Consider the following 24033-nt stretch of genomic DNA (forward strand, 5'->3'; position numbering starts at 1 on the left):
TTGCGGACGCATCTGATCGGCAAGAGCGGTATCCCGAGCCAGCGTGTGATTCGCGACGCAGATCCCGGCCGTCGCGCGTGGTAAGTAGAGCGGAAATATTTAGGATGAAGATAGTGGGCAAAGGCATGGCCAGCCGCTTTGACGCCTTCGCGGTCACCCTTTCGGAGTTCGTCAGGCGGAAGCCTTCTGGAATTACCTCCGCCACTGGCTGTGCAGCCTGTGTAGCGTCGGTCAGTTCCAGCTTTCCTGTCTGCGTCACTCTCGATGGGTCCCGACCGCTCCCGGCAATACCGCTCTGGCCCTGCCCTTCGTCAGTCGTATGAAAAGTGAGTGGTAGATGAGTCAAGCCTTCATCATCATGCAGATTGGCAATGCTGATCTGGATCGTGTTTGTGAGCAAGCGATTGTGCCAGCCCTTACCGCTTGCGGATTGGCACCTAAGCGTGTGGATAAGCACAACAGGGGCGAACTCCTTAAGAGTGAAATCATTTCCTTCATTGAGAATTCAGACATCATTGTCGCCGACCTAACCAATGAAAGACCAAACTGTTATCTAGAGGTCGGGTACGCTATGGGCGTTGACAAATTTCGCAACCTAATATTAACGGCGCGAGAAGACCATAACCACGACAGCAACAATCATGTCCGAGGCGGCCCCAAAATTCATTTTGATCTGAGTGGGTACGATATTCTTTTCTGGCACCAGGATAACTTGAATGAGTTTCGATCTGAACTTGAGAAGCGTATTAGACGGAGGCAGGCGATTCTCGCTCCCACGTCCGTTAGTCCTCTGAGGGTATGGGATAACGATTGGATAGAAGTTCATCGAGCTAAAGCAATATCAGGATTGCAAGCTGTCCAAAAAACCGCCAACCCTGGGTTTTTAGAGATTACGTTTACCCTATCCGGCGACAAGCCCACTCTAGTACAAACTGTTTTGCTTGAGGCTGCCAAGGACGCTCAGATCAAGACTTTTGGCTGGCCAATTGGGGTCGTCTTAGACACGCGTGATGAGTATCGTCCTCGCCCTACATCTGACGGGATCGTCGCCGAAATCGCGGTGAAGGATCGGAAGAGTTATGACTACTGGTCACTCAGGCGCAATGGAGACTTCTATCTTCTGCAAAGCCTTTTTGAAGACATGCAAGGGACTGGGCAGATCTATTTCAATACGCGCATTGTTAGAATGACGGAAGCACTTCTGTATTGCGCAAGGCTTTATTCGAGGCTTGGTATTCAGAGCACTACGGTTGTTAACATTCATGTTATTCACGGAGGGCTTACAGAACGTGTCTTAAGCAGTGCAGGCGGTTTAAGGGATCTCCATTGGAATTACTCTACGATGGAAAAAGAAGTGCCATCTGAAATTGCGGCTCCGCTCTCACGCATTGAGTCTGACCTGGTGCCATTGGTCAAAACTCTGGTCCACCCCCTATTTATGGTGTTTGATTTCTTCGATCCTTCTGATGGTCTGTACAGCAATATCGTCAACAATTTTGTTGATGGTAAAGTCACTTGAAGCAAATACGGTGTCCCAAGGCCATGGATTCCTTTGCAAAACTTGAGAATGAAGAGGCAACAAGGGCAAGGAATCGGCAGTGTCAAGGGATGTGAGCGGAGGTGCTATGGAAGTCTTTCCTGGCATTTCGATGGATCCCAATATTCGCTTCGGAAGCCCTGCTTGACGGGCACCAGAATTATTGATGTGGCCACGGTCGTGGGAGCCCTCGCGGCCGGTGAAAGCTTTGACGCTGTACAGGAGGCCTATTCACTCACCAACGAGCAATTCTGGCTGCGCTCCGGTATGCCGCGCATGTTGCCGAGCATATACCGCCGGCAGTTAAACAGGCCTCTTGAAAATCCGATGAGATAGACGTTGCCTTTATTCGTGAGACTGGCGGAGGGTGGTGTTTGGTGGACGATCTGGGAGGATGAACTATGAGTAAAGCCACCGTCAAGGAGGAGATGAGAAAGATGTTGGAATCCCTTCCAGAAGATTGCACCTGGGAAGATATTCAATATCACATCTACGTCAGGGAAAAGATTGAACGTGGAATGGCCGCTGCGGACGCCGGCGACATTATTTCTCAAGAGGAGGCGGAAAAGAAGGTGGAGCAGTGGCTAAAGTCGTCTGGACAGGGACAGCGTTAAGGGATCTAGAAGTTATTGTCAGATATATCGCTATGGATTCTCCGCGGTATGCGGAGCGATTCTCGAAGCGATTGGTTCAGGCCCCCCGCGTGCTGAAACAGTACCCATCTCTTGGAAGATGGTGCCAGAATACCAATTGCCGAACCTTCGAGAGTTGATTCATGGGGCATACCGCATCATCTACGAAATTCGCCAAGACACCTGCTACATTGAAGCTGTTATTCACTCAAGCCGGGATTTGATGAGGCATTATGAACCGGGCCAGTGGGATGTGACCGAATGATCATCACCAAAGACCTCCTCGTGCAGCATAAGCTGACGGAGGAGGAATACAAGAAGATCGTCGAGATTCTCGGGCGGGAGCCGAACCTGACCGAGCTGGGCATGTTCTCGGCCATGTGGTCGGAACATTGCTCGTACAAGAGCTCGCGCATTCATCTCAAGAAGCTCCCCACGACGGGACCGAGGGTGGTGCAGGGGCCGGGCGAGAACGCGGGCGCGGTGGACATCGGCGACGGGCTCTGCGGGGTCTTCAAGATGGAATCGCACAACCATCCCTCGTTCATCGAACCCTATCAGGGAGCCGCGACCGGAGTCGGCGGCATCCTGCGGGACATCTTTACGATGGGCGCCAGGCCGGTGGCCCTGTTGGATTCGCTGCGTTTCGGCGGGCTCGAGAATCCGAAGAACCGCCACCTCATGAAGGGGGTCGTTTCGGGGATCGCGGGCTACGGCAACTGTATGGGCGTGCCGACGGTGGGCGGTGAAACGGTTTTCAATGACATCTATACGCTCAACCCGCTCGTCAACGTCTTTTGCCTCGGGATCGCGCGGAAGGACCGGATTTTTCTCGGCAAGGCGGCCGGTGTCGGCAATCCCTTGATCTATGTCGGGTCGAAGACCGGGCGGGACGGGATTCACGGGGCCACGATGGCGTCGGACTCATTCGACGACCAAGCTCAGCAGAAACGTCCCACCGTGCAGGTGGGCGATCCATTTACCGAAAAGCTTCTGCTCGAAGCCTGCATGGAAATCATGGACCAGGACCTCTTGGTGGGGATTCAGGACATGGGGGCGGCGGGCCTCACCAGCTCGTCCTGCGAAATGGCGTCGCGGGAGGGGACGGGCGTGGAAATTGAGCTTGCGAATGTCCCCCGCCGCGAGCCGGGGATGACGCCCTACGAGATCATGTTGTCGGAATCGCAAGAGCGCATGTTAATGGTCGCCAAGGCGGGCCGCGAGGACGACGTCGTCCGGATCTGCAAGAAATGGGAGCTGGACGTCGCGGTGATCGGGAAGGTGACGGATACGGGGCGCGTCGTCGTCATGGACAACGGGACGGTCGTGGCGGACATCCCCGCCAAGGCCCTGGCCGACGAGGGGCCTCGTTACGATCGTCCCCGGGCCCAGCCTCCCTATCAGGACATGCTCCAGATGGTGAACTGGGACGCGATCCGCGACGTGAGCGATCCCAACAAGGTCCTGCTGGACCTGCTCGGCTCGCCCACCATCGCGAGCAAGCGCTGGGTCTATGAACAATACGACCACATGGTGCGGACGAACACGCAGGTGCGGCCCGGATCGGATGCGGCGGTCATCAGGGTGAAGGGAACGGAGAAGGCCCTGGCTGTTTCGGTGGATTGCAACAGCCGCTATTGCCTGCTGAATCCCTATGAAGGGGCCAAGATCGCTGTGGCCGAATGCGCGCGCAATCTGGTCTGCTCCGGGGCCGAACCGATCGGCGTCACCGATTGTTTGAATTACGGCAATCCCGAGCGGCCCGACATCATGTGGCAGCTCGTGCTCGGTATTGAGGGCATCAAGGACGCCTGCGAGGCCTTGAACGTCCCGGTGGTCAGCGGCAACGTGAGCCTGTACAACGAAACGAACGGCCTGTCGATTTATCCAACGCCCATGATCGGCATGGTGGGGGTGATCGACCGGGCTGAACAGGCTGTCACGCAATGGTTCAAGCAGGTAGATGACGACATCATCCTGCTCGGCGAGACCGGCGAAGATCTGGGAGGGACCGAGTACCTCAAAGTGGTCCATGCACGCGAGCAAGGGAGTCCCCCGGTGCTCCATTTGGACAAAGAACGGGCCTTACAGACCTGTTTGCTCGGGCTGATCCGGGAGGGGTTGATCCAGTCCGCCCACGACTGTTCGGACGGGGGGCTAGCCGTGGCCCTGGCGGAATGCAGCCTTTCCTCCCCTGGGGTTCGACTCGGCGCTGTGGTACAATTGCCCCGCTCCCAATTCAGACGTGATGCCCAATTGTTCGGCGAGAGCCAGTCTCGCGCCGTGCTCTCCGTCACTCCGGAGCATCGTGATGCCGTGTTGTCCGCCGCGGAGCAGGCTGGAGTGCCGGCAGCCGTGATCGGAAAGGTCGGGGGCGAGCGGCTGACGATTGAGCTGCCGATTGAATCCGGCGCCGGTTGCCGCATCGATCTTCCCGTCGAAACCTTATACGAGACCTGGGCCGATGCCATTGAACGGGCGCTCACAGGGACGTAAGGCGGGTCAACCGTCGATCGTCACCCCGCCAATCGGAAAGCGTTGGCGGGTGCCGTATGACGTGTGACGCATGGCGAATGACGATGGGAATATGCAACTGATCACGCCCGATAAATTTCACGACGAGTGCGCCGTCTTCGGGGTGTTCAACCACCCCGAGGCTGCCAACCTGGCCTATCTGGGTCTGTACGCGCTGCAGCATCGCGGGCAAGAAGCCTCCGGCATCGTCTCATCGGACGGGCAGCACTTTTACGTTCAAAAGGGCAAGGGGCTGGTCGCGGACATCTATTCCAAATCGGTGCTGGCCCAACTCCCCGGCCATATGGCGATCGGCCATAACCGCTATTCGACCGCCGGCGGCAGCGATTTCAAGAACGTCCAACCGCTCACCGTCAATTTCGCGCTGGGCAACCTCGCGCTCGCCCACAATGGCAACCTCATTAACGCCCAGATGTTGCGCAACGAGCTGGAGGCCTACGGCGCGATTTTTCAATCGACCTCCGATACCGAAGTCATCATCCATCTGATCGCCCATTCGCGGGCCGATACATTGCTCGCGCGGGTGGTGGACGCGCTGAGCCAGGTGCGGGGCGCCTACTCGCTCGTGCTGATGACCGACGAAGGGTTGATGGCGGTGCGCGATCCCCACGGCTTCCGGCCGCTCTGTCTCGGTCAGGTGCGAGATAGTTGGATGGTGGCCTCCGAAAGCTGCGCCTTCGATCTGTTGGACGCGGAATATGTGCGGGAGATCGAGCCGGGCGAGCTGGTCGTGATCAACGAAAAAAAGGTCGCGAGTTATCGTCCGTTCGCCCCGGCCAATTCGGCGATGTGCGTGTTTGAATACGTCTATTTCGCCAGGCCGGACAGCAGGATTTTCGGCGGAGGGCATGCGGTCTATCAGGTGCGGAAGGCCCTCGGCCGGCAACTGGCGCAGGAAGCTTGGGTTGCCGCCGACTTGGTGGTGCCGGTCCCGGACTCCGGCGTGCCGGCGGCGCTCGGGTATTCGGAGGGATCGGGCATTCCGTTCGAGACCGGGCTCATGCGGAACCACTATGTCGGCCGTACGTTCATCGAGCCGGAGCAATCCATCCGCCACTTCGGCGTGAAGGTCAAGCTCAATGCCATTCCGGAAGTGTTGGAAGGCAAGCGCGTCGTCGTCGTGGATGATTCCATCGTCCGGGGGACGACGAGCCGCAAGATCGTGAAGATGCTCCGGAACGCCGGGGCTAAAGAAGTCCACATGCGAATCAGCTCGCCCCCGATCGTCGCCCCCTGCTTTTATGGAATCGATACGCCGACCAAGCGGGAACTGATAGGCTCCAGCCACACGGTCGAGGAGATCCGCAAGTACGTAACGGCCGACAGCGTAGCCTACTTGAGTTTGGACGGCATGCTCAAGGCCGCGCCGGCCTCGGCGGAACGGTATTGTGCGGCCTGTTTCACCGACCGCTATCCGATTCCCTTCACGAAAGCGGAAGAGTTGCAGTTAGGGCTGTTCGAGCCTCACCACTGACCAGTCCAACGGTCGTCATGCGGCGAACGTTATTCGTCAGCCGTCTGTGAAGACACGGCGCGGTGCCAAGCTGTTGCACCTTCACGGTAGACGGGTGACGGATTACGATTCGGTGGCCTTTCGGTCGCTCCTGTGCTCACGGCAGAATCACGCACGACACAACCTTGCTGTCCATTATGATCCCGGAGGCTCTCACCTCATGGAGAAGGATCAGGCTGATCGCCAGAAGCGCGGCAGTACTGCTGGTTGTGCGCCTCGGCCTTCGGGTCGCCCGCCTGCCGCAGGTCTTGCGCTGGCTGCATCGTGATGTTGTGCCGCGGCAGCAGGACCTCCCCACCCTGACCGAGCTGGCCTATTACACAGACCGCTGGTTGGCGTTGTTTCCCGCCAATCCCAACGGCAACTGTTTGCCTCGGGCGGTCGCGTTGTATCGTCTGGCCCGGGCTTACGGGTTCCCCGTTCGCTTTCAGTGCGGCGTCCAACGGCAGGGCACGCAACTTGGCGGACATGCCTGGCTGCTGATGGAGGACCGCGCCTTGCTGGAATCGACGAATCAGTGGGCGCAGTTTGCCGTCACCTTCTCGTTTCCTCCCGACGGAGCAGCCGGCCGGGAAGCCATTGCGTCGATCGGCCGGCCGGATTCCTCTCTGTCTGCGTAAGGTCCGTCACCCCGTCGCTCTCGCATTCGGGACGAGAAGCCCCCGCCTCGTTGTTGCCGCTCAAAAATTCATCGTGCTAGGATAGCGAGTCGCTGATCCAAACAGACAAGGATCGCTGGCGGTGTTTCTTCGCGGGTGTCAGATTACTCAGAAGCGATGAAGAGCCCGCGGCTTAAGCGAAGCTTGGTATGGAAAGTAGGAGAAGAGCCACTGGAGGTATTTCTCCGGCGCCATCATATTCGATAAAACGAAAAAGGGGCGCCGGCTCAAGCGAAGCTTGGTATGGAGGCCATCATGACACGTTCGCACTGGATCATCATAAGTCTGCTGGTGTCGCTCGTCACGGCGCCACTCGTCTTGGCCGCCGGCTTCTTCAAGATCGGAGAGACGGCGCCTTCGTTCAGCCTGACGTCGCTCAACGGAGAGGCCGTCTCGCTCGAAAGCCTTCGTGGAAAAGTGGTGGTGCTGGGGCTCTTTCACATTTGCGAGCCCTGCCTGATGCAGGGCACGAACCTGCAAAAGGTCTATGAAGGGACCAGGGGCAAGAACGTGGCGGTCATCGGCGTGAATTCGTCGGGAAATTCGAAAAACGATGTGATGGAGTTCCTGGCTCAGTTCCCGGTCAAGGTCACCTATCCCTATCTGCTCGATCCTAAAAAAGTCACGGATAAGCTCTATGGCGGAGGCAAGTTCATCCCGAACGTCTACGTCATCGATCCGCAAGGGGTGATCCGCTGGCAACGGGTGGGGAATATGGATTTGGCCGGGGCCGACGTGATCCTCCAGGAGGTCGAGAAACTGCTCGCAAGCGGCGGGGCCTGAGAATTGGGCTGTCGAGCGGCGCGAAAGGGAACAGATGAGCGAGACGGATGAGGGCAAACAACAGTTTCTGGATCTGGTGCGGGGAGTCGATCCGGCGGTGCAGGTGGTGATTCCGACGGCGCCTTCGAACAGCATGTTCCTGATTTCCCTCACCAAGGGAGCCAACCGCAAGTTCATCACGGTGCCGGAAGACGACATCATCGATCTGGCGGCCGAGCAGGACATCCGCGCCAAGGTCACCAAGATCGTGCAGGACGCCGTGGCGTCGCTCGGGTGAACGGCCGACATCACGCCATGCTGAAACCGATTCTTCCCAACGTCTGGCAGTGGTCGTGGTTTTCACCGGAGAAACAGCTCGATTTCAACGGCCTCCTGCTCGCCGTCGGCGAACACCGGATCGTGGTGGACCCCCCTCCGCTGGCCCCTGAAGAGGCGGGCCAATTGAGGCGGGGCGGCCGGATCGATTACATCGTCGTGACCAACCGCGACCATCTTCGCGAGGCCGCCGTTTATCAAAGAGAATGGCAGTGCCAACTCTATGTGCCGGAGCTCGATGCGCCCCAGATGGATGTGAAAGCGACCCGGACCTACAAGGACGGGGAACTTTTGCCGGGGGGCATCTGGGCCGTACATCTGCGGGATCAGAAATCCCCCGGGGAATGCGCCCTGTTTATCCAACAGGGCGGGGGCATCATCATCGTCGGCGATGCCTTGATTGGGAAGCCGGCCGGTGCATTGTCCATGCTCCCGGCCGAGAAATACGCTGATCCGCATCTGGCCAAGGACGGATTACGCCGGCTGTTGAAATACCAATTCGATACGATCCTTGTCGGCGACGGCATGTCGCTGGTGACCGGCGCCAAGACGGCCGTAGAAGCCTGCCTCAACTCCTGAACGGCGGCCCCATGCACACCTCATCCGAAGAACTCAATCGGCGGGGAAACGAATACTTTGCCGCGGGACGCTATACCGAAGCCTATACCTGTTACATGAAGGCGCTGGAGTTCGATCGGTTCAGCGGGGATCGGCGCTCGTTGGTCGCCACCCTGGGGAATCTGGGAAACATCTGTGCCGTCAGCGGGCGGCGGGATCCGGCTCAGGCCTATTACCTTGAGGTCCTGGAGCTGCAAAAGATACTCGGGGACGAACGGGGAATCGGCACGACCTTGGCCAACCTCGGCAACCTGCGCGCGGATGCGGGAGAATGGGACCGGGCGCGGGCCTATTACCTGGAAGCGCTGGATATCATGAACCGGACCAAGGACGCCGCGGCCAAGGCGATCCTGTTGTCCGATTTGGGGCTGGTCGCGAGGGAAACGGGCGATCTGGCCGGCGCCCTCGACTATTATGAGCAATCGCTGGTGCTGATGCAGCGGGTAGGGAACCCAGGCGGAATTGCGGACGCCTGGCGGATGAAAGGCCGCACCTATCTGGCTCAGAAGCGCTACGAAGAAGCCCTGGCCTGTTGCCAAACCAGCCTGGCGATGGCCGAGCGTCATCGCGATGAATTGCGCGCGGGTGGGGCCCGGTATGTGATGGCGCAGTGCCACGAGGAACAGGGCCATTTGCAGGAGGCGGCGGAATTGCTGGAGCGGGTCGTTGCCATGGATCGGAAATATCGGTTGCCCAAGTTGGAAGAGAATACGATCCGGTTGCAGGTGCTCAGACAGCGGCTCACCAGGGCGTCGGTCGACCCACGCAAGTCGGGCACAGGGTCTTTGGCATGAGCCACGGGTCTTCTCAAACATTCGATTGGGACCAGGTGCGGACCAGGTTGGTCCAGGCCGAGCCGGCGCTCTATGAGCTGGAGCCGGGCGGCGCGCTTGCCTTGGACTTGAACGCGGATGGGTGGATGCTGGAATTGTCGCCGGACGGGCAGCTCATCTGCCAAACCGGAATGGATCTGGAGGACTTGAAAAGCCTGCTCTCCGAAGGCACCTGCGAGGATCTCCCGACCGACGAGCTGGCGAAGCAGGCCAAGACCTTGATGAACCGCACCGTGTCCAAGTACCGCCCGCTGTTGCTGCAATCGGGGTTTGCCGAGCGCACGGACATCAACGAACATTTCGTCGCCGTGCAGTTCTCCCGGCCGGTGGATTATCAGAAACCCGAGGCGGTGTTCGATCTGCTCCGTTGGTGCCGGCAGCAGCTCCGCCTATGAGCCTCCTCGTAAACGCAGCTCCAATTCACTCTTCCATGCAGGCTGGAATGGTTTGTTTCATCAGGCCGTTCTGAGAGGGTGTTCGCATGAAGCCTCTGCCTACCATCCGGACGTTCGAAGACTTTCGTGATGCGGTCAACGGCTATCGCCTGCCTCGTCTGATCCTGACGGCGCTGGACCTGGATCTGTTCACCCACATCGGAACAGGGACCTGGTCGATCCCGGACCTCGCCAAGCAGGTGGCGGCAAGCGAACGGGGCTTGAACATCCTCTGCCGAAACCTGGCGAGCGCCGGCCTCTTGATCAAAAAAGGGGGCCGGTATCGGAGCAGCCGGCTGGCCGCCGTCGAACTCAATGCCAAGAGCCCCCATCACCGGCAGGCCTATGTCGAGCTGCTGCGGGAGGGTTGGGCGAACTGGTCACAATTGACTGAATCGGTGCGCACCGGGCGCGAGGTCGATCCGGATACGAGCCCCGACGATCCGGCCTATCGCCGCCAGTTCAGTTGGGCCATGCACCATCGAGCGGTGGAACCCGCTCCTCGCGTGGTGGTCCAAGTGCCGTTAAAAGGAGTCAAGACTCTGCTGGATCTGGGCGGCGGCCCCGGCACCTATGCGCTGGAATTTCTCGCGCGGCATCCCCGCTTGCAAGCCACCTTGTGCGATCGGGCTCCGGCCTTGGAGGTCGCGCGTGAAATCGCCGCCACTCACAAGGGCGGCGCCCGGCTTTCCTATCTCCCGTTGAACTTCATGGAAGCCGATGTGCCCGGACAATATGACGTCATCTGGTATTCGAATGTCCTGCACATTTACTCCCCGGAAGACAACCAGGCTCTGTTCAAACGATTAGTGCCCATCCTGACCCCGGGAGGGCGCCTGATCATTCAGGATGCGTTCCTCCTGGATCGAGAGGGGCTATATCCGGCGGAGGCCAACCTGTTTGCCGGGACGATGCTGCTCTGCACCGAGCGGGGCAACACCTATTCGCTGTCGGAAACGGCGGGATGGCTGCGGCAGGCTGGGTTCAGGCGGGTCCGCACGATCCCGATCAAGAAGGGGACGGGTGACTGGGAGGGCGGCCTTTTGGAAGCGTCCCTGAGTCGATGACGGAGAGGAATCCCTTGCCGCCGAAGGCAATCAAGAGGAAATTCAGCAGCCCGGACAGGCCGACTGCCGAGCCGTAGAACCTCCCTGCCGTCTCGTGAGTCAGCACGTACACGAGCGTGGAGATATCCAGGGCCAGTCCCACCGTCCCATAGATCACCGCGGCCATCAGCGCCCACCGTTGTCGTGCCAACAGGGCCCCGATCAACAGGGTCGGGATGCCGAAGAGGAACATATTCCACATCGTCAACGCGAGCTGAGCCTGGTCGGCCGGGGCTGGTGTATTGACCCGCACCAAGCCGGCCGTCACCATCAATGCCGCCAAAACCGCCATCACCACATGCCTGGTTGCCATGTCCGCATGCTACTGGGATGGCTCGCTTGCCGCAAGGTATTGGCGACTCGATCAACAGCGGCTCGCGCCGGAGGCTTGCGGATCGATGGACCGGTCTGCCATGCTGAATCATGCCATCCGAACGGCCGCGACCCTCCCGGGAATGTATCCTGATCTACGACGGCGAATGCCGTGTCTGCATGGCCGCCAAGACCCATCTTCAACGGTGGCGCGAGAAGGACGGGCATCGGATCGCCTACGTGCCCTATCAGAGCCAGGAGGCGGAACCATGGTTGGGCGATCTTCCACGGCCGTCCCGCCCCGATGTGGCGGTGCTTGTCGCCGCGGACGGGACCCTGTACCGGGGGCTTGACGCGTTCATCGAGCTGCTGCCTCACTTGGAAAAAGGTCGATTCCTCGCGAGGTTGTTAAAGCTTCCTCCGATCCGGCCAATCGCCCGGTTGGCCTATCGCTTATTTGCCCGCCACCGTTATCGATGGTTCGGCGCGGTCAAGCCCTCTGATGCGGCCTGACTCGGTTCATGTCGCCACTGCTTCCCCCGTACTTTTGAGGAATTTCCAAGATAGCCGGTCGAGGTGTTCCATCCAGCCTTCGGGCGAGCCACGGACCCATAGCTCTTTCTAGGTGGAGAACGTACCTCGGTGGAATTTACCGTGCGCGTCGCGTACGCGCACACTGAGCCTCATTCCCATTCAATGGATGGCTCGATAGACACTATGGCCTTTGGGACAACTCCAAACAGAAAGGCGTCGGCTATGCGGAACTGGCTCACGGTCCTCCCCGCCCTGGTTCTGCTGCCGGCTACCCTGTGGGCGGGACAAGCTCCCCTCTCGGCCTTCAATTCTCAAACCAATCCGGATTCCGTTCATAAAGGAACGATGCCCGCCCGTGTGGTCGCGGTGGGGTTCGGGTACCAGCGAGGCAAGACATCACTGATCCGCATTCGTACGTATGACGCCGAGACAGGAGACCTGCTCTCCGAGGAACGATTCGATCTGAACGTGGTGGGTGAGGATCCGACGAAACCGGAATCGAAGGGCGATCGGGTGTTTGCCGGCGCGGCCTATCTGGACTCGCGGACGATCACGGAATTTCCCATGCGCGTGTATGACGCGCGGAGTGGCGCCTATCTGTGGCAGGGCAATCTTAACTTTGTCACCACGGACAGCGGCGATCCGCGCCAACACACCAGCGCCGGAATGTGGTCGCATTCCTTCGTGCGACCTGTCGGGGACGCGACAGTCCCAACGGTCGAATCGAGCCTGATCGTGCAGGCCGTGGACCGCCTCAGCGGCCAGCCGGTCTGGCGGCAGTTGTTCACGCCAAAGAAGGAACAGTCGGAGCGGGTGGCGTTGGACTCACAAGCCGATCGGACCGAGGCGGACACGGACAATCGAGACTATGAAGTGATCGTCCGATCCTACGACCGGGACACCGAGGAGTTGGTCTGGACGGACCGGCTGTCCACCAGCGACGTGATCGATGAGGTGAGCGGAGAGGAGCCGGAGCGGGCGCAGCTCATTCCTGGCTGGCCGGTTCGCCCGTCTCGCCTTGGCAAGCTGTGGGCATGGAGTGTCGGCACGATAGAAGAGGAGAGTGGCGCTGTCTACCGGTGACTTATCCCTTGGCTTTGCTCAGCCTGGCATTGATCGACTCGACCCACTGGCGTTGGAACTGATCGTAGGGAAGGTAGAGGCGGTCCTGGATCGCTCCGGAGATGGGTTCGCGCGATTTGAGGGCGGTGAGTAGTTCCCTGACTTTCTCCATTCCGAAGCGGTCGATCAGATAACCTGTCGCCGAATTGCCCTCCAGATACGCGACCAGAGCCAGTTCACCGGGAAATCGGCCCCAGCCCCCTTCCAGCATGTTCAAGGGGATCAGCGTGATCTCTCCGGCGGCGACGCCGCTCAGCACCTCATCGAGATCCGGCCAGGGGTCACCGGCCAGGTGCATCGCAAGCCCTTCGTTAAGCCAGGTCGGCAGGCTGCCGGCTTCCAACCCCAGCCGCTCGTGCAGCAACGCATGGACGAATTCATGCCGCACCACCCGGGTCAACCAGGGTAGGTCCGTCAGCGCCCCTTGGGTGGGGATGTGAATGCGCCCCAACACGGGGTCGAAAAGCCCATCCGCCCAGGCCGGGCTGCCCGTGGCTCCTTGAAAGGTGGCTTTGGTGTGGAGCACGACGATGATCGGTCTCTGCGGGAAATAGCCCAGACGCTGCCCGATGTCCCGGTAGGCCTCTTCGAGGATATCCAGCACCGCCATCCAGGTAGTCTGATCTTCTTCTCCATCCCATTTCACGGTGAAGTGGGCGGACGATTGGGCCGTGAACTGCTGTTCGACCTGCACCGTCCGTTTCACCTTGGCGGTCACCGCTTGCAGATAGGAGCGCAGGCTGGGGTCCTGCTGGGCCCGGCTGGCGGCCTGGTCCAGATGTTGAGCCGCATCCGCGAGCCGGTCCTGCTCCTGGAGCAGGTCCGCCATGGCCAGGTGGGGAAACGGCTCATCCGGCGCAAGGCCGATAAGGCGCTCAAGAAAATCCGTTGTGAGCTGCGGGTCGCGCTGGGCCCAGTAGGCATGGGCCAGATTCAGCAAGGCTATTCGGTTGCCCGGTTCAATCGAGACGGCCTTGGCGTACGCCTGGGCCGCCGCCTTTGTATCCCCGGTCCGCTCATGTTCCAAGCCGAGGTTATTCCAGAGCGCCGCCGCATACCGCGCGACCTTGGCCTCCGCCAAGGCTGTCGGCGGTAACTCCATCAGTTTGGCTTGCGCGCCGCCGGCCTGGTGCTTCTCCAACTCTTCCTGGGCTTCTTGCAAGAGATTGGCGTACCGGTGATCGGGGGGCGGATTGCCGGGAGCGAGCAGGCGCATCTGTCTCCGTTGTTCGCGGACTTGATCCTGCTCGATCTGGGAGGGAGGAGGGGGCGACTCAGGCTTCGCCTTGTCGGCCGTGGACGACGGAGTGGAAATCGGTTGGGAGGGTGGAAGATAGACCGGCTTGAACCACGCCTGATAGACGACGAACAGGGCCAGAGCGATCCCCACCGAACTGAGGAGATGCGAAATGTTCCGTCGATACATGAGGGATGTCAAAATCGTATTTCAACGGTCCACTACGGATCTGTGCCGTAGTGTAGCAATGTTTCTTCGCCTGTCGAACAAATCTCCGAATTGAGAGAACGGCCGGCTCCCTGCGCAATCCTCCCACATGTCGCGGGTGGTCTCGTTGTGCCGCCTCCGACCCTATGCTACGATGCCGCTTCTACCCAAACGGTTGAGACCCAGGCTCCTGGAAGTACCCGGTGCAGCCCCCCACAGCGCCAGCGTCCGCAACCGAGTTCAAAGATATTCTTCAGCGGCTGAGCCGGCCGATCGAATTCGCCGCGCGCGACAACTATGCCCATGTCCATGGAGTGAAAAGCCTGGGGCCCTTTGTCTGCGAGCAGGTCTTGCAAGCGCTGGCGCGGGGCCCGCATGCCGTGCCGGTGGAGATCAACCTGCTGGTCCTGAGACAACTCTTCCAGGATTTCGATCAGACCTCCGATGCGGAAGAGCGCAAGCGCCGCGTCCAGCGGGCGAGGATGCTGTTGCGGCAGTTGGCGTCGGAGCGGGTCGAGGTCGCTCAAGGAGGAACTGCGTCGCCTCCGACGACCAGGCCAACCTCTTCAACCAAACCGGTCGGAGATCGGCGGCCCCTCTGGGAGCGGGCCGTGCAGTTTCTCAAGGGGGTGGGTCCCAAACGGGCCGCCCTCCTGGCTCGATTGGGCATTGTCACCGTGGAGGACCTGCTCTGGTCTCTCCCTTGGCGGTATGAAGACCGGTCTCGATTGACCCGCATCAACCGGCTGACCCCCGGGTCTCGCGGGATCATTTGCGGGACGGTCTGGAGAACGCATCTCAAGAAGATCCCCCAGCGGCGGCTGTCGATTCTGGAAGTTACGGTCGAGGATGCGACCGGCCGGCTCCTGGCCCTGTTCTTCAATCAACCTTACCTGGAAGAGCAGTTGGCGGTCGGCACTCCCGTGCTGTTGCTCGGCCGGGTTGTCATGGGGCGGAGCGGTTGGATGGATCTCCGTATGGAAGTCGAGGAGTACGAGCGGATCGATTCGGTCAATCCAGCGGCTTCGGTCAATTCGACGAGTCCACGCACCCTGCATATCGGCCGTATCGTGCCGATCTATCATGAGACCCGCGGCTGGACTTCGCGCCAGATGCGGGTGCTGATCGATCACGTGCTTCACGACAGCTTGGCGGATGTCGTCAATATCCTTCCACACTCGATTGAGGCAAGACAGAAGCTTATGGCGATGCCCGATGCGCTCCGATGGGCGCACCGTCCGGTGGAGCCGGTGCGGCTGGAGGAACTGGACCGGGGCGTCAGTCCCGCCCATCGGCGACTGGCGTTCGAAGAACTCTTCCTGCTTGAATTGGCGCTCGCAGACCGGCATCGCGGAGTGCAGCGCGAGCAGAAACTGCTCCGCAGCCAGGCGGCTCCGGCGATGGTGCAACGGCTGCGATCCATCCTGCCGTTTCGACTGACCGTGGCGCAGGAACGGGTGATCCGGGACATTTTCGAGGACATGGCCTCGCCTCATCCCATGAACCGGCTGCTCCAAGGCGATGTCGGCAGCGGGAAGACGGTGGTGGCGCTCCACGCGCTGGTGGCCGCCTGTGCGTCCGGCCACCAGGCGGCCTTGATGGTCCCGACCGAACTGCTGGCAGAGCAACACTATCTGAATCTCACGGGGCTCCTCGATCGCCTGGGGCTGTCCTGTGTCCTCTTGTGCGGCAAGGAGCGGGGGAAGCTGCGCAAGGAGCGGCTGGAGCAGATTGCCGACGGCCGGGCGCAGGTCGTCATCGGAACCCATGCGTTGGTCCAATCAACCGTCCGATTTGCCCGGTTGGGCCTGGTCGTGATCGATGAGCAGCATCGGTTCGGCGTGATGCAGCGAAAGACCCTGACCGAGAAGGGGTACCAGCCGGATGTGCTGGTCCTGACCGCCACGCCGATTCCACGGACCCTCGCGATGACCGTCTATGGCGATTTGGACGTGTCGGTCATCGACAGCTTGCCGCCGGGCCGCAAACCCATTCGCACCCTGGCCTTTCATCAATCCCAGCGGCGCCGGGCCTATCAGGTGGTTCGAGACGAGATCAGGGCCGGCCGACAGGCCTATGTCGTGTATCCGCTGGTCGAGGAATCCGAGAAGGTTGATCTGGAGGCGGCGATGCAGGCGGCCGAGCGTCTCCAACAAGAGGAGTTCGCGGATTATCACGTGGGCCTGGTCCATGGCCGATTGAAGACGGAGGAACGAACCGCGACGATGTCGGCCTTCAAGGCCGGCCGGATCCAGGTGCTGGTTGCGACGACCGTCATCGAGGTGGGAGTGGACGTGCCGAATGCCTCGGTCATGGTCATCGAACATGCCGAGCGATTCGGCCTGGCCCAGTTGCATCAATTACGCGGGCGGGTGGGACGAGGCGCGCAACAGTCCTACTGCTTGCTTCTCAGCGGGGCTGCAGGGTCGCACATGGGTAGCCGAGGCGCTGCGGGGCAACCGCACGATCAGGTTTCACCGGCCCGGCAGCGGTTGGACGCCTTGCTCCGTTCGACTGATGGGTTCGTGATCGCGGAGGAGGACCTTCGGATTCGCGGGCCGGGGGAACTGTTCGGCACGCGCCAATGGGGGCTCCCGGATTTTCGCGTCGCCAACCTCATACGCGATGCAGCGCTGTTGGAGCAGGCGCGGAAGGAGGCCTTCGCGCTCCTGGAGCAAGATCCGGGGTTATCGACGCCCGAGCATCAACCGCTGCGGAACGCCATGTTGCGACGGTGGCAGGCGAAACTGGCCCTCGGCGACGTGGGGTAACCAAAAGTTTTGGATAACGGGTTCATGGCAGAGTAAGGAACGGCGATGGGTCTGTTGCAACGTCTGAAGTTGGATCTGAAGGCAGGATGGGCCACGCTCCGGCAGGGGACGGCCGAGGCCGCCAACCGGGCCATGGAGGAGTCCGAGTTGCTCAAGCTGCGATTGGAACTGCGAAAGATTCAAGATCAACTGGATCAAGTGCACGAGGATATCGGGGAACGGACCGTTCGGCTGACCGAGCAGGGGAGCACGCTGGACGCGATCAAGACGGATCGAGAAATTACCGCATGGATCGAAGAGGTTCGCAAGCTGCGCGACCAAGGGGCGCGGATCGAGGCGGACATGGACAGCATCCGGAGCATGGAATGACCGATCAGCGTGAGAGGGCGGGGCTCATCCTCGCCGGCGTCGATGTCGGCACCTTGACATGCCGGCTTTTGATCGCGCGCTTGGATGAACAAGGGCGGTTGCATGAGCTGCGGTCCGACCGCCGGATTCTCCGCCTCGGACAGGGAGTGGATCAGACTCGGAGGCTGGCGTCCGAGGCAATGGCGAGGGTCGTCGAGACCCTGAAAGAATGGAGCGGGGTGCTGGAGGCGTACCGGCCGGACGGGGTGGCGGTCGTGGCGACCAGCGCCGTGCGTGATGCAGTCAACCGCGACGAGTTTCTGGACCTGGTCAAGAAGGAGACCGGCCTTGAAGTCGAGCTGATTTCGGGAGAGGAGGAAGCCCGCCGGACCATGCTCGGCATTCGCTCAGGATTGCCGGCCGGCGTGGCGGACATGCTGGCACTCGACATCGGGGGCGGGAGCACGGAATTCATCCTCGACCGGCCGGGGCAACAGCCGACTATCCGTTCGATCGACATTGGGGTGGTGCGTCTGTCCGAACGGCTGCTCCATCACGATCCACCGACGGTCGAGGAAGTGGAACAGGCGAGGGACTGGGTCCGAAAGGAAACGGAGGCAGCCGTTGCCGGCATGCCGAGACTATCCGGCCTTACGTTTGTCGGCACGGCCGGCACGATTACGTCGCTCGCTGCGATGGCGCAGCAACTCCCGGCCTACGAACCGGCCAGGATCCACAATTATCGATTGACGCTCGCCACCGTCCAGCAGATTGAGCAGACGCTGCTCAGCCGGACCAAAGCACAAAGGATTGGGCTGCCCGGCCTCGAACGTGGCCGCGAGGAAGTCATCGTGTCCGGCACGATCATTCTCCGCACGGTGATGGAAACGCTAGGCATGCCGAGCGTTCTGGTGAGCGACCTAGGGCTACGCGAGGGAGTGCTGACCGATCTGGCAGTCCGGATGATCAGACGATGACCGATGTCCTGACTTACAAGGATTGGAGTCAGACGAAGCATGGACCCTCAGAAGGAGAAGGAATGCAAAGCCGCGCTCGCTTGGTTGTCCCTTTCAGCAGGGCGACCAGGCTGCCCTGAACTGCGCGCGTCCAATGAGGGCCTTCTGAGGCCGCACGTTGCGCGAGCACGAAGCGTTCAACGAGCACCGCCCTTTGATGAGAATCGGATTGGTTTGGTGTGCGCGTTGCGCGAGCACGAAGGGCGGCCCGGGTCAACCTGCCTGGCGTACCTGCCTTGGGCGATTAAATGCTCCTTCCGAGCTTGCTGATCGTTCCCTCCGTGGATCACACCCATGTTGGTCCTATTGCGGCCGTCGAGTGAGGCCCTTCTGAGGGCGCGCACTCCGGGAGCAGGGGACCAACATGGGTGTTGGTCCAACCTTTTATTTTTGCGAATACCACCGATAGCCCGAAGCGTTCTGATAGGCGGGCCGGGGCGCGCCGCCAGGCTTTTCCAGCAGCAGGACTTTGAAGTCGATCAGGCCGAACCAGGCCGGATCGGCAATGTCGTGATAGTGGCAGCCGATGAGTTTCGGCAACATCTCTTTGATCGCACCGGCGAGCTCCTGCTCGGTGTAGGCGCGGACGGCGAAGGGTCTTCCCAAGGCCTGACAGAAACGCTGGATGGTATAGGCCGCGCCCGTGCAGAGCACCTTGGTATCCGGCTTGATGCCGAGGAACGGCGGAAGCGGCAGGTACCGTTCCTGAAAGCCCAGCCACCGCACGGCCTGCCGCAAATGGGTGTATTGCACTTCATACTCCGTGTGGCCCGGTAATTTCACCGGAGCCGGCCACCCTTCCTCGATTCCGAACTCGGTCAGAAACGCCCGCCCGCCCGGCTTGAGCACCCGCCAGAGTTCGGCGACAAATCGTAGCGGCCCGAGGTTGAAGATGACCTCATCTGGTGGGTCGGTCTCGATCGGCAGCCGGAGCCGGCGAATCCAGTCCAACGCTTCTTGATGCAACGGTGTCTCGCCCCTTCCGGTGAGCAGTTCCTGTTTCGACAGTTTCGCCGGCGTCATGTCGGCCATGTTCTCATTATCGATCACGAGATCGATGGAATGGTCCTTCAATGGAAGGAATTCCCCGTTGGCTTGAGTGCCGGTGCAGGTCCAACCGCCTTCCTTCGCGCGTCGCCACTGCAAAGACAAAAACGGCCGCGTCACATCGAGCGACAGGTAGTGGATACCCTGCTTCTCGAATGGCAACAGATCCTTGCCCATTTCCCTCGCGACGTAGCCGAGTCCGCCGCCGACTTCGAGGATGACCTTCGGCTTCGGGGTGAACCAGCCGAGCCGGCGCAATTGCTTGATCAACAGTCGCCCGTAGGTCAGCCCCCCCAGGGCTTCGTTGGGCTCACGAAACAGGTGGGAGACCGTAGTTTCGATCAGGTCGAAATGGCCGTCGTCCTCCGCCGCCTCCTTGAGGTCTTGCACGTGGAAATCGGCGAGGTGGGCTTCTCCCTCGAAGCCCTCTTGGCCGGACCAGCCCTCCCGAATCTGCTGGAGTAATACATCCCACTTGGCCTTGTGCCGATGGCCGCCGGGCGGTTCCGTGCCAAAATAGCAAAGGGAATAGTTGGGCAGGGCCCAACGCTGAAGATGCCAGAGACCGGACTGGCCATCCGGCCCGCAGACCCATTTGCCGTACTTCTCCACCAGCGCGCCGACCGTGATTTGGCCGGTCATGGAGCCGAGCATTTCCATGCCGACCCGATTGAGGCGGACCAGTGGCAGGTTGTCGTCGAGGGGGGCAACCCACCATTCGTCCTGCCCCTGTTGATAGATTACGAGGTCCGGGATGCGCCAGGCCCGTTGGACAAGGATGTTATCCGTGAGGGTCAGCGGGTCATGGAGGGCGACGGATGGTTTCATCGTGCGGTGTGCAGGTGTTGTGGGCGCGAATAAGCGCAGGTCAGCCTACACGATGACCTTTTGCCGGTGCAAGCTGAGTAGGTAGCGTGAACTCGATGGTTATTGTGGGCAAGGAAGGGAACGAGAAGAGCAGAGGTCATGTCTCCGACGAGCCGGACTGCGAATCGGTCACGACGAGCATACCTCGCATAATAGGATGGAGTTGGCAGTAATAGGGATAGCGTCCGGGAGGCAGGCCCGGAACCGTGAACTGTCCATCCGGCAGTATAGTGCCGGAATCGAACATGCACCGCCCTTCTTCATCCACGCAGCCCATGTGGGTGATCGTGTGGGGGGACGCGGTCGGATTGGTCCAATGAATCGCGGTTCCCGATGGCACGTTGGCCGACACCGGCACGAAGTAGGGCGCTCCGCTGTCAATCGTGATCTGAAGCGGCGGCATGCTGGCTTCCAGCGGAAGCCCAACAAGGCCGATAGTGCTGACAGCCAGAATCAGGGCTCGAACAATCGGCGCCTTCATGGAATTTCCTTGGGTCCCCTCCACCACGTGCTATTGTACTACATGAGAGACCGCGCTTGGGAGAAGGATTCATTCGATGGGACGCCTACTTTGGGGGCTGCTTTGCGTGGCGGTCGGGGTCCTGACCCTGCTGCCGCCGCTCAACCGACCCCTCTGGATCGTCTCGTTGGCCGGGACGGAATGGGGCTATTGGTTTCTGATTCCCGTCCTGCTGCTCTGGCTGCCGGGGTGGCGGGGGAGCGCCATGAGCCGGATGGGAGCATGCTTGGGACTGTTTGCCCTCGTATTGCTGATCGCTCCGGTGTTCAAGGCCTGGGCCTACGGAAAGGTCTTGAAGGCGGATATGGCTGTGGCCATGGGCCATATCGCGCCGCGCGCGAACGCGGAACACCCGGCGCGCGGCGCCCCGCTCGTCTGGCAGGACCTCTTCCGCGGTGTCAGCTTGCCGCAGGTGGAGTCCTATGCCATGAGCTATGCCAAGCGCGGGGAGGATGTCGTGTTGGAGGTGGATCTCTACCGCCCGCCGGGCAATGCGCCCGGTTCCGGGGAGCCGATCAGGCGTCCGTTGGTCATCGTGCTGCATGACGGGAATTGGGAATCGGGCTCGCGCACCGAGCAGATGAATCTGAACGTGTACCTGACGAACCATGGCTATGCGGTCGCCGCGATCGATTATCGGCTGGGCTCTTCCGCTCCTTATCCGGCCGCGCTTGACGATCTCTTTGACGCCATCCAATACCTCAAGGGCCAGGCGCTCAGCGTGGGGTTCGATTCGCGGCGGATCATCCTGTTGGGGCGGGGAAGCGGCGCCCAACTGGCGCTGTTGGCGGCCTATCGGCGAGTCGATCCCGCAATCGTCGGGGTGATTGCTTTGTATCCTCCCACTGACCTTGGCTATTGGTACCTGAATCCGGGGAGCCAGGCCGTGGTGGACGTCAGGAGAGTGCTTCAGAGCCATCTCGGCGTTGCCTTTGAGATGGTTGGGGCCCGCCCCCTCTACGAAAGCGCCTCACCGCGCACATTCGCCAACGGAGCCCCGCCGACGTTGTTGATTCACGGTCTCCGCGACCCGGTGATTCCTTCGGCCCAGAGCGATCGCTTGGCCGAGCGGCTGCATCAATTGCGGGTTCCGCATGTCTATGTCAAACTGCCCTGGGCCACCCATGGTTGCGACAGCAACTTCCACGGGCCATGCGGGCAGGTGACGACCTATGCCATCGAACGGTTTCTCTCCTTCGTCGCGCCGTAGGGCGCCTTCCATTCACGAATCTGCCAGCCCGCACCAGACCGTTGATCCCCCGGATCCACCTGCTCAATCGTGTTGCGGCATGCGACCCAGTCTCATCTGCTGGGGCTTCCTCTGGCTGAGCGCGTTCAGCCTGAACGTGGCGACCACCGCCGCCTTTGAATTGGTCGCCCCGCGACCGTCGACGGTGGTGACGGCTGGTCAATCCATCCCTGTTTCGGTTGAGGTCGAGCGCGAGGCAGGAATTCGCAAGATCACCTATTACTGGTATCGGGATGAAGAGGAGCCGGTTCCGCCGCAACTGGCCGAACCGGCGCTGATCGCCGATAGCTCGGCCACGCCTCCGTTCGGGGGCCACCTGACCGTGCCGTTGGCGGCGGCAGGGCGGATGCGTCTGCTGGCTGTCGCCGAGGTGACGCAGGGGCGATTGGGAACCAGGCCCGACTTTGATGAGGTGCTGTTGCAGGTGGAACCGCCGGCTCCGATTGAGACCATTGAGTTCGAGACGGAGAAGCCCTGGATGGTCCAACCAGTTGGCAAGCTCACGCGAGTGCCGGCCGTGGGCTTGTTCCAGGACGGGCTGGTGCGGGCGATCGATTCCCCCTCGACAGGCAGCCAATTTGAGTCCAGCGATTCGAACATCGTCCGGGTGCTCGAAGACGGTTGGATTCGAGTGGAAGGCCCAGGCCGGGCCTCACTTCACGTCGCCAACCGCGGCAAGGTCGGAACGCTCGATGTTCAGGTGATCGGCGATGATGAACCGAACCGACCCCCCTTGGCAAACCCGGGTGAGGACCAGACGGTCAAAGGAGGGGCTCGGGTCGTGCTCAGCGGGGTTCAAAGCGTGGACCCGGATGGTGATCCGCTTCGATACGAATGGAGCCAAGTGCGCGGCCTCAAGGTCGATCTGACCGGACCGAATGAGGCCAAAGCCACGTTCATCGCCCCCAAGGTCTCTGCGAAGCGGCTGCTTCGGTTCCGGTTGCAGGTCACCGACATGAAAGGCCCCGATACGGTCAAGGGCGCGGACAGTCTGCCGGCCTATCTCAATATTTGGGTCGAACCGTAGACGTCAGGCCCGAATCATCGAGTACGATTCCGCGGTTGAAACCCTCTATTCATTCGTGCTAGATGGTGCCCTCGTGATCAGCATCGATCGGTTGTGACGAGGGAGGAACGCGAACGATGGCCCCTGCGAAAAAGGGTGGAAAGAAAGCCGGTAAAAAGTCCACGAAGAAGGCCGCCATAAAGCCTGCCAAGAAACCCGTCAAGAAGAAGAGCGCGAAAGCGGCATCGGCTCGCCGAGCGGGGTCAGTAGCCAAGAAGACGAAGCGGAATCTCCCGAAGAAGGCCAAGCCGGTCAAGAAGCCTGCGAGCAAGGGCGCGGGCAAGACAGAACACAAATCGGAACAGAAATCGGTCGCGGTAGGGAAGGCCGCGGCGGCTCCGGTTGAGAAAAAGCCGGCTTCAGCGGGGAAGCCACTCCCGCCCATCGAACCGGACGAAATGGAGGAGATGGACGAAGAATTGGGAGAGGAGGAGATCGACCTCGGAGAAGAGCCGTTGGAAGATGAAATGTCCGAGGACCTCGCGCTGGACGACGAAGACGAGGACGTAGGCTACCTCGACAAGTCGGACGATCTACTCGGCAATTCAGGAGACGATTACGACGAACGATAGGAGCAGGAGCGGAGGCCGTTCTGCAACCGTTTAGGATCGGATTATTCCCGGGAGAGTAGCCCATTCCCTCTTACGGGCAGAAGGAGGGGCGTCGACTCTTCCCACCTTTGCTTCCAGGTCATCCGTCTGGCTGAGTCCGGCGAGTCCGCCACGGTGCCCTTCGCGACTAAGGCCGCCGTTGCGAAGACGGCGAGAATGCT

24 protein-coding genes and 1 pseudogene are annotated in these 24033 nt (G+C 60.7%); 21 read left to right on the plus strand and 4 right to left on the minus strand.

From position 1 onward, the window contains the following. Positions 1-337: 337 nt before the first annotated feature. The 13 genes and pseudogenes from QWI75_RS08390 to QWI75_RS08440 all read left to right on the plus strand — a co-directional run bounded on the left by QWI75_RS08390 (position 338) and on the right by QWI75_RS08440 (position 10926). Complete coding sequence (locus QWI75_RS08390) at positions 338-1519, plus strand: hypothetical protein (protein WP_289268246.1); 1182 nt, start codon at positions 338-340, stop codon at positions 1517-1519. Positions 1520-1567: 48 nt separating this feature from the next. Continuing rightward, on the plus strand, positions 1568-1873 hold the full coding sequence (locus QWI75_RS22750; protein WP_370693557.1) for a DUF433 domain-containing protein: 306 nt from the start codon (positions 1568-1570) through the stop codon (positions 1871-1873). A gap of 65 nt (positions 1874-1938) precedes the next feature. Then, on the plus strand, positions 1939-2151 hold the full coding sequence (locus QWI75_RS08395) for a hypothetical protein (RefSeq protein ID WP_289268247.1): 213 nt from the start codon (positions 1939-1941) through the stop codon (positions 2149-2151). Between the two features lie 32 nt (positions 2152-2183). Continuing rightward, positions 2184-2434 (plus strand): annotated as a pseudogene (locus QWI75_RS22755) (type II toxin-antitoxin system RelE/ParE family toxin). Further along, entirely contained in the window at positions 2431-4665 is a 2235-nt protein-coding gene (gene purL, locus QWI75_RS08400) for a phosphoribosylformylglycinamidine synthase subunit PurL (protein WP_289268248.1), read from the plus strand. The pseudogene QWI75_RS22755 and the gene purL overlap by 4 nt, the downstream one beginning before the upstream one ends. 70 nt (positions 4666-4735) lie before the next feature. Beyond that, positions 4736-6178 (plus strand): amidophosphoribosyltransferase, encoded by a 1443-nt coding sequence (gene purF, locus QWI75_RS08405; RefSeq protein WP_289268249.1) that lies wholly within the window; start codon positions 4736-4738, stop codon positions 6176-6178. A gap of 164 nt (positions 6179-6342) precedes the next feature. Then, positions 6343-6837 carry a lasso peptide biosynthesis B2 protein gene (locus QWI75_RS08410; RefSeq protein ID WP_289268250.1) on the plus strand — a complete coding sequence of 165 codons (495 nt, stop codon included), beginning with the start codon at positions 6343-6345 and terminating at the stop codon, positions 6835-6837. A gap of 294 nt (positions 6838-7131) precedes the next feature. Further along, positions 7132-7659, plus strand: coding sequence for a peroxiredoxin family protein (locus tag QWI75_RS08415; RefSeq protein WP_289268251.1), 528 nt, complete (start codon positions 7132-7134; stop codon positions 7657-7659). A 34-nt stretch (positions 7660-7693) separates the two neighbouring features. Then, complete coding sequence (locus QWI75_RS08420) at positions 7694-7936, plus strand: hypothetical protein (RefSeq protein WP_289268252.1); 243 nt, start codon at positions 7694-7696, stop codon at positions 7934-7936. 17 nt (positions 7937-7953) lie between these two features. Beyond that, positions 7954-8553 (plus strand): MBL fold metallo-hydrolase, encoded by a 600-nt coding sequence (locus QWI75_RS08425; protein ID WP_289268253.1) that lies wholly within the window; start codon positions 7954-7956, stop codon positions 8551-8553. An 11-nt stretch (positions 8554-8564) separates the two neighbouring features. After that, complete coding sequence (locus QWI75_RS08430; RefSeq protein ID WP_289268254.1) at positions 8565-9386, plus strand: tetratricopeptide repeat protein; 822 nt, start codon at positions 8565-8567, stop codon at positions 9384-9386. Further along, positions 9383-9820 carry a hypothetical protein gene (locus tag QWI75_RS08435; protein WP_289268255.1) on the plus strand — a complete coding sequence of 146 codons (438 nt, stop codon included), beginning with the start codon at positions 9383-9385 and terminating at the stop codon, positions 9818-9820. The genes QWI75_RS08430 and QWI75_RS08435 overlap by 4 nt, the downstream gene beginning before the upstream one ends. Before the next feature lie 86 nt (positions 9821-9906). Continuing rightward, positions 9907-10926, plus strand: a complete 1020-nt coding sequence (locus tag QWI75_RS08440; protein WP_289268256.1) for a class I SAM-dependent methyltransferase — start codon at positions 9907-9909, stop codon at positions 10924-10926. Here QWI75_RS08440 and QWI75_RS08445 read toward each other — a convergent pair. Next, entirely contained in the window at positions 10868-11278 is a 411-nt protein-coding gene (locus QWI75_RS08445; protein ID WP_289268257.1) for a hypothetical protein, read from the minus strand. The two genes, QWI75_RS08440 and QWI75_RS08445, sit on opposite strands and share 59 nt — an antisense overlap. A gap of 110 nt (positions 11279-11388) precedes the next feature. Between QWI75_RS08445 and QWI75_RS08450 the strand changes: the two genes are divergently transcribed. Together QWI75_RS08450 and QWI75_RS08455 are read left to right on the plus strand one after the other, a co-directional pair. After that, on the plus strand, positions 11389-11790 hold the full coding sequence (locus QWI75_RS08450) for a thiol-disulfide oxidoreductase DCC family protein (protein ID WP_289268258.1): 402 nt from the start codon (positions 11389-11391) through the stop codon (positions 11788-11790). Positions 11791-12033: 243 nt separating this feature from the next. After that, positions 12034-12894 carry a PQQ-binding-like beta-propeller repeat protein gene (locus tag QWI75_RS08455; protein ID WP_289268259.1) on the plus strand — a complete coding sequence of 287 codons (861 nt, stop codon included), beginning with the start codon at positions 12034-12036 and terminating at the stop codon, positions 12892-12894. 1 nt (position 12895) lies between these two features. Here QWI75_RS08455 and QWI75_RS08460 read toward each other — a convergent pair whose 3' ends face one another. Continuing rightward, positions 12896-14359 (minus strand): peptidase MA family metallohydrolase, encoded by a 1464-nt coding sequence (locus tag QWI75_RS08460; RefSeq protein WP_289268260.1) that lies wholly within the window; start codon positions 14357-14359, stop codon positions 12896-12898. A gap of 221 nt (positions 14360-14580) precedes the next feature. Here QWI75_RS08460 and recG point away from each other — a divergent pair, with 221 nt between their 5' ends. Genes recG through QWI75_RS08475 form a run of 3 tightly spaced genes read left to right on the plus strand, consistent with a single transcriptional unit; the run spans position 14581 to position 18473 of the window. Further along, on the plus strand, positions 14581-17148 hold the full coding sequence (recG, locus tag QWI75_RS08465) for an ATP-dependent DNA helicase RecG (protein WP_289268261.1): 2568 nt from the start codon (positions 14581-14583) through the stop codon (positions 17146-17148). Positions 17149-17193: 45 nt separating this feature from the next. After that, complete coding sequence (locus QWI75_RS08470) at positions 17194-17517, plus strand: hypothetical protein (protein ID WP_289268262.1); 324 nt, start codon at positions 17194-17196, stop codon at positions 17515-17517. Continuing rightward, positions 17514-18473, plus strand: coding sequence for a Ppx/GppA phosphatase family protein (locus tag QWI75_RS08475; protein ID WP_289268263.1), 960 nt, complete (start codon positions 17514-17516; stop codon positions 18471-18473). Before QWI75_RS08470 ends, QWI75_RS08475 begins: the two co-directional genes overlap by 4 nt. Before the next feature lie 423 nt (positions 18474-18896). Here the strand turns inward: QWI75_RS08475 and QWI75_RS08480 are convergent, their stop codons facing one another. Next, entirely contained in the window at positions 18897-20387 is a 1491-nt protein-coding gene (locus QWI75_RS08480; RefSeq protein ID WP_289268264.1) for a class I SAM-dependent methyltransferase, read from the minus strand. Between the two features lie 136 nt (positions 20388-20523). Continuing rightward, on the minus strand, positions 20524-20907 hold the full coding sequence (locus QWI75_RS08485) for a cupredoxin domain-containing protein (protein ID WP_289268265.1): 384 nt from the start codon (positions 20905-20907) through the stop codon (positions 20524-20526). A 76-nt stretch (positions 20908-20983) separates the two neighbouring features. Here QWI75_RS08485 and QWI75_RS08490 point away from each other — a divergent pair, with 76 nt between their 5' ends. The 3 genes from QWI75_RS08490 to QWI75_RS08500 all read left to right on the plus strand — a co-directional run bounded on the left by QWI75_RS08490 (position 20984) and on the right by QWI75_RS08500 (position 23833). Next, positions 20984-22156 carry an alpha/beta hydrolase gene (locus QWI75_RS08490; RefSeq protein WP_289268266.1) on the plus strand — a complete coding sequence of 391 codons (1173 nt, stop codon included), beginning with the start codon at positions 20984-20986 and terminating at the stop codon, positions 22154-22156. 79 nt (positions 22157-22235) lie between these two features. Continuing rightward, a complete protein-coding gene (locus QWI75_RS08495) occupies positions 22236-23222 on the plus strand; it encodes a PKD domain-containing protein (RefSeq protein ID WP_289268267.1) in 987 nt (328 codons plus the stop codon). Between the two features lie 116 nt (positions 23223-23338). After that, complete coding sequence (locus tag QWI75_RS08500; protein WP_289268268.1) at positions 23339-23833, plus strand: hypothetical protein; 495 nt, start codon at positions 23339-23341, stop codon at positions 23831-23833. The last annotated feature ends 200 nt before the right edge of the window (positions 23834-24033 follow it).

It is taken from the genome of Nitrospira tepida (assembly GCF_947241125.1).
GTDB lineage: Bacteria > Nitrospirota > Nitrospiria > Nitrospirales > Nitrospiraceae > Nitrospira_G > Nitrospira_G tepida.

What these genes read in the sequence shown, in the direction of transcription:
- QWI75_RS08390 (WP_289268246.1), top strand. Translation starts at nt 338, where the DNA reads ATGAGTCAAGCCTTCATCATCATGCAGATTGGCAATGCTGATCTGGAT.
- QWI75_RS22750 (WP_370693557.1), top strand. Translation starts at nt 1,568, where the DNA reads ATGAAGAGGCAACAAGGGCAAGGAATCGGCAGTGTCAAGGGATGTGAG.
- QWI75_RS08395 (WP_289268247.1), top strand. Translation starts at nt 1,939, where the DNA reads ATGAGTAAAGCCACCGTCAAGGAGGAGATGAGAAAGATGTTGGAATCC.
- purL (WP_289268248.1), top strand. Translation starts at nt 2,431, where the DNA reads ATGATCATCACCAAAGACCTCCTCGTGCAGCATAAGCTGACGGAGGAG.
- purF (WP_289268249.1), top strand. Translation starts at nt 4,736, where the DNA reads ATGGCGAATGACGATGGGAATATGCAACTGATCACGCCCGATAAATTT.
- QWI75_RS08415 (WP_289268251.1), top strand. Translation starts at nt 7,132, where the DNA reads ATGACACGTTCGCACTGGATCATCATAAGTCTGCTGGTGTCGCTCGTC.
- QWI75_RS08420 (WP_289268252.1), top strand. Translation starts at nt 7,694, where the DNA reads ATGAGCGAGACGGATGAGGGCAAACAACAGTTTCTGGATCTGGTGCGG.
- QWI75_RS08425 (WP_289268253.1), top strand. Translation starts at nt 7,954, where the DNA reads ATGCTGAAACCGATTCTTCCCAACGTCTGGCAGTGGTCGTGGTTTTCA.
- QWI75_RS08430 (WP_289268254.1), top strand. Translation starts at nt 8,565, where the DNA reads ATGCACACCTCATCCGAAGAACTCAATCGGCGGGGAAACGAATACTTT.
- QWI75_RS08435 (WP_289268255.1), top strand. Translation starts at nt 9,383, where the DNA reads ATGAGCCACGGGTCTTCTCAAACATTCGATTGGGACCAGGTGCGGACC.
- QWI75_RS08440 (WP_289268256.1), top strand. Translation starts at nt 9,907, where the DNA reads ATGAAGCCTCTGCCTACCATCCGGACGTTCGAAGACTTTCGTGATGCG.
- QWI75_RS08445 (WP_289268257.1), bottom strand. Translation starts at nt 11,278, where the DNA reads ATGGCAACCAGGCATGTGGTGATGGCGGTTTTGGCGGCATTGATGGTG.
- QWI75_RS08450 (WP_289268258.1), top strand. Translation starts at nt 11,389, where the DNA reads ATGCCATCCGAACGGCCGCGACCCTCCCGGGAATGTATCCTGATCTAC.
- QWI75_RS08455 (WP_289268259.1), top strand. Translation starts at nt 12,034, where the DNA reads ATGCGGAACTGGCTCACGGTCCTCCCCGCCCTGGTTCTGCTGCCGGCT.
- QWI75_RS08460 (WP_289268260.1), bottom strand. Translation starts at nt 14,359, where the DNA reads ATGTATCGACGGAACATTTCGCATCTCCTCAGTTCGGTGGGGATCGCT.
- QWI75_RS08470 (WP_289268262.1), top strand. Translation starts at nt 17,194, where the DNA reads ATGGGTCTGTTGCAACGTCTGAAGTTGGATCTGAAGGCAGGATGGGCC.
- QWI75_RS08475 (WP_289268263.1), top strand. Translation starts at nt 17,514, where the DNA reads ATGACCGATCAGCGTGAGAGGGCGGGGCTCATCCTCGCCGGCGTCGAT.
- QWI75_RS08480 (WP_289268264.1), bottom strand. Translation starts at nt 20,387, where the DNA reads ATGAAACCATCCGTCGCCCTCCATGACCCGCTGACCCTCACGGATAAC.
- QWI75_RS08485 (WP_289268265.1), bottom strand. Translation starts at nt 20,907, where the DNA reads ATGAAGGCGCCGATTGTTCGAGCCCTGATTCTGGCTGTCAGCACTATC.
- QWI75_RS08490 (WP_289268266.1), top strand. Translation starts at nt 20,984, where the DNA reads ATGGGACGCCTACTTTGGGGGCTGCTTTGCGTGGCGGTCGGGGTCCTG.
- QWI75_RS08495 (WP_289268267.1), top strand. Translation starts at nt 22,236, where the DNA reads ATGCGACCCAGTCTCATCTGCTGGGGCTTCCTCTGGCTGAGCGCGTTC.
- QWI75_RS08500 (WP_289268268.1), top strand. Translation starts at nt 23,339, where the DNA reads ATGGCCCCTGCGAAAAAGGGTGGAAAGAAAGCCGGTAAAAAGTCCACG.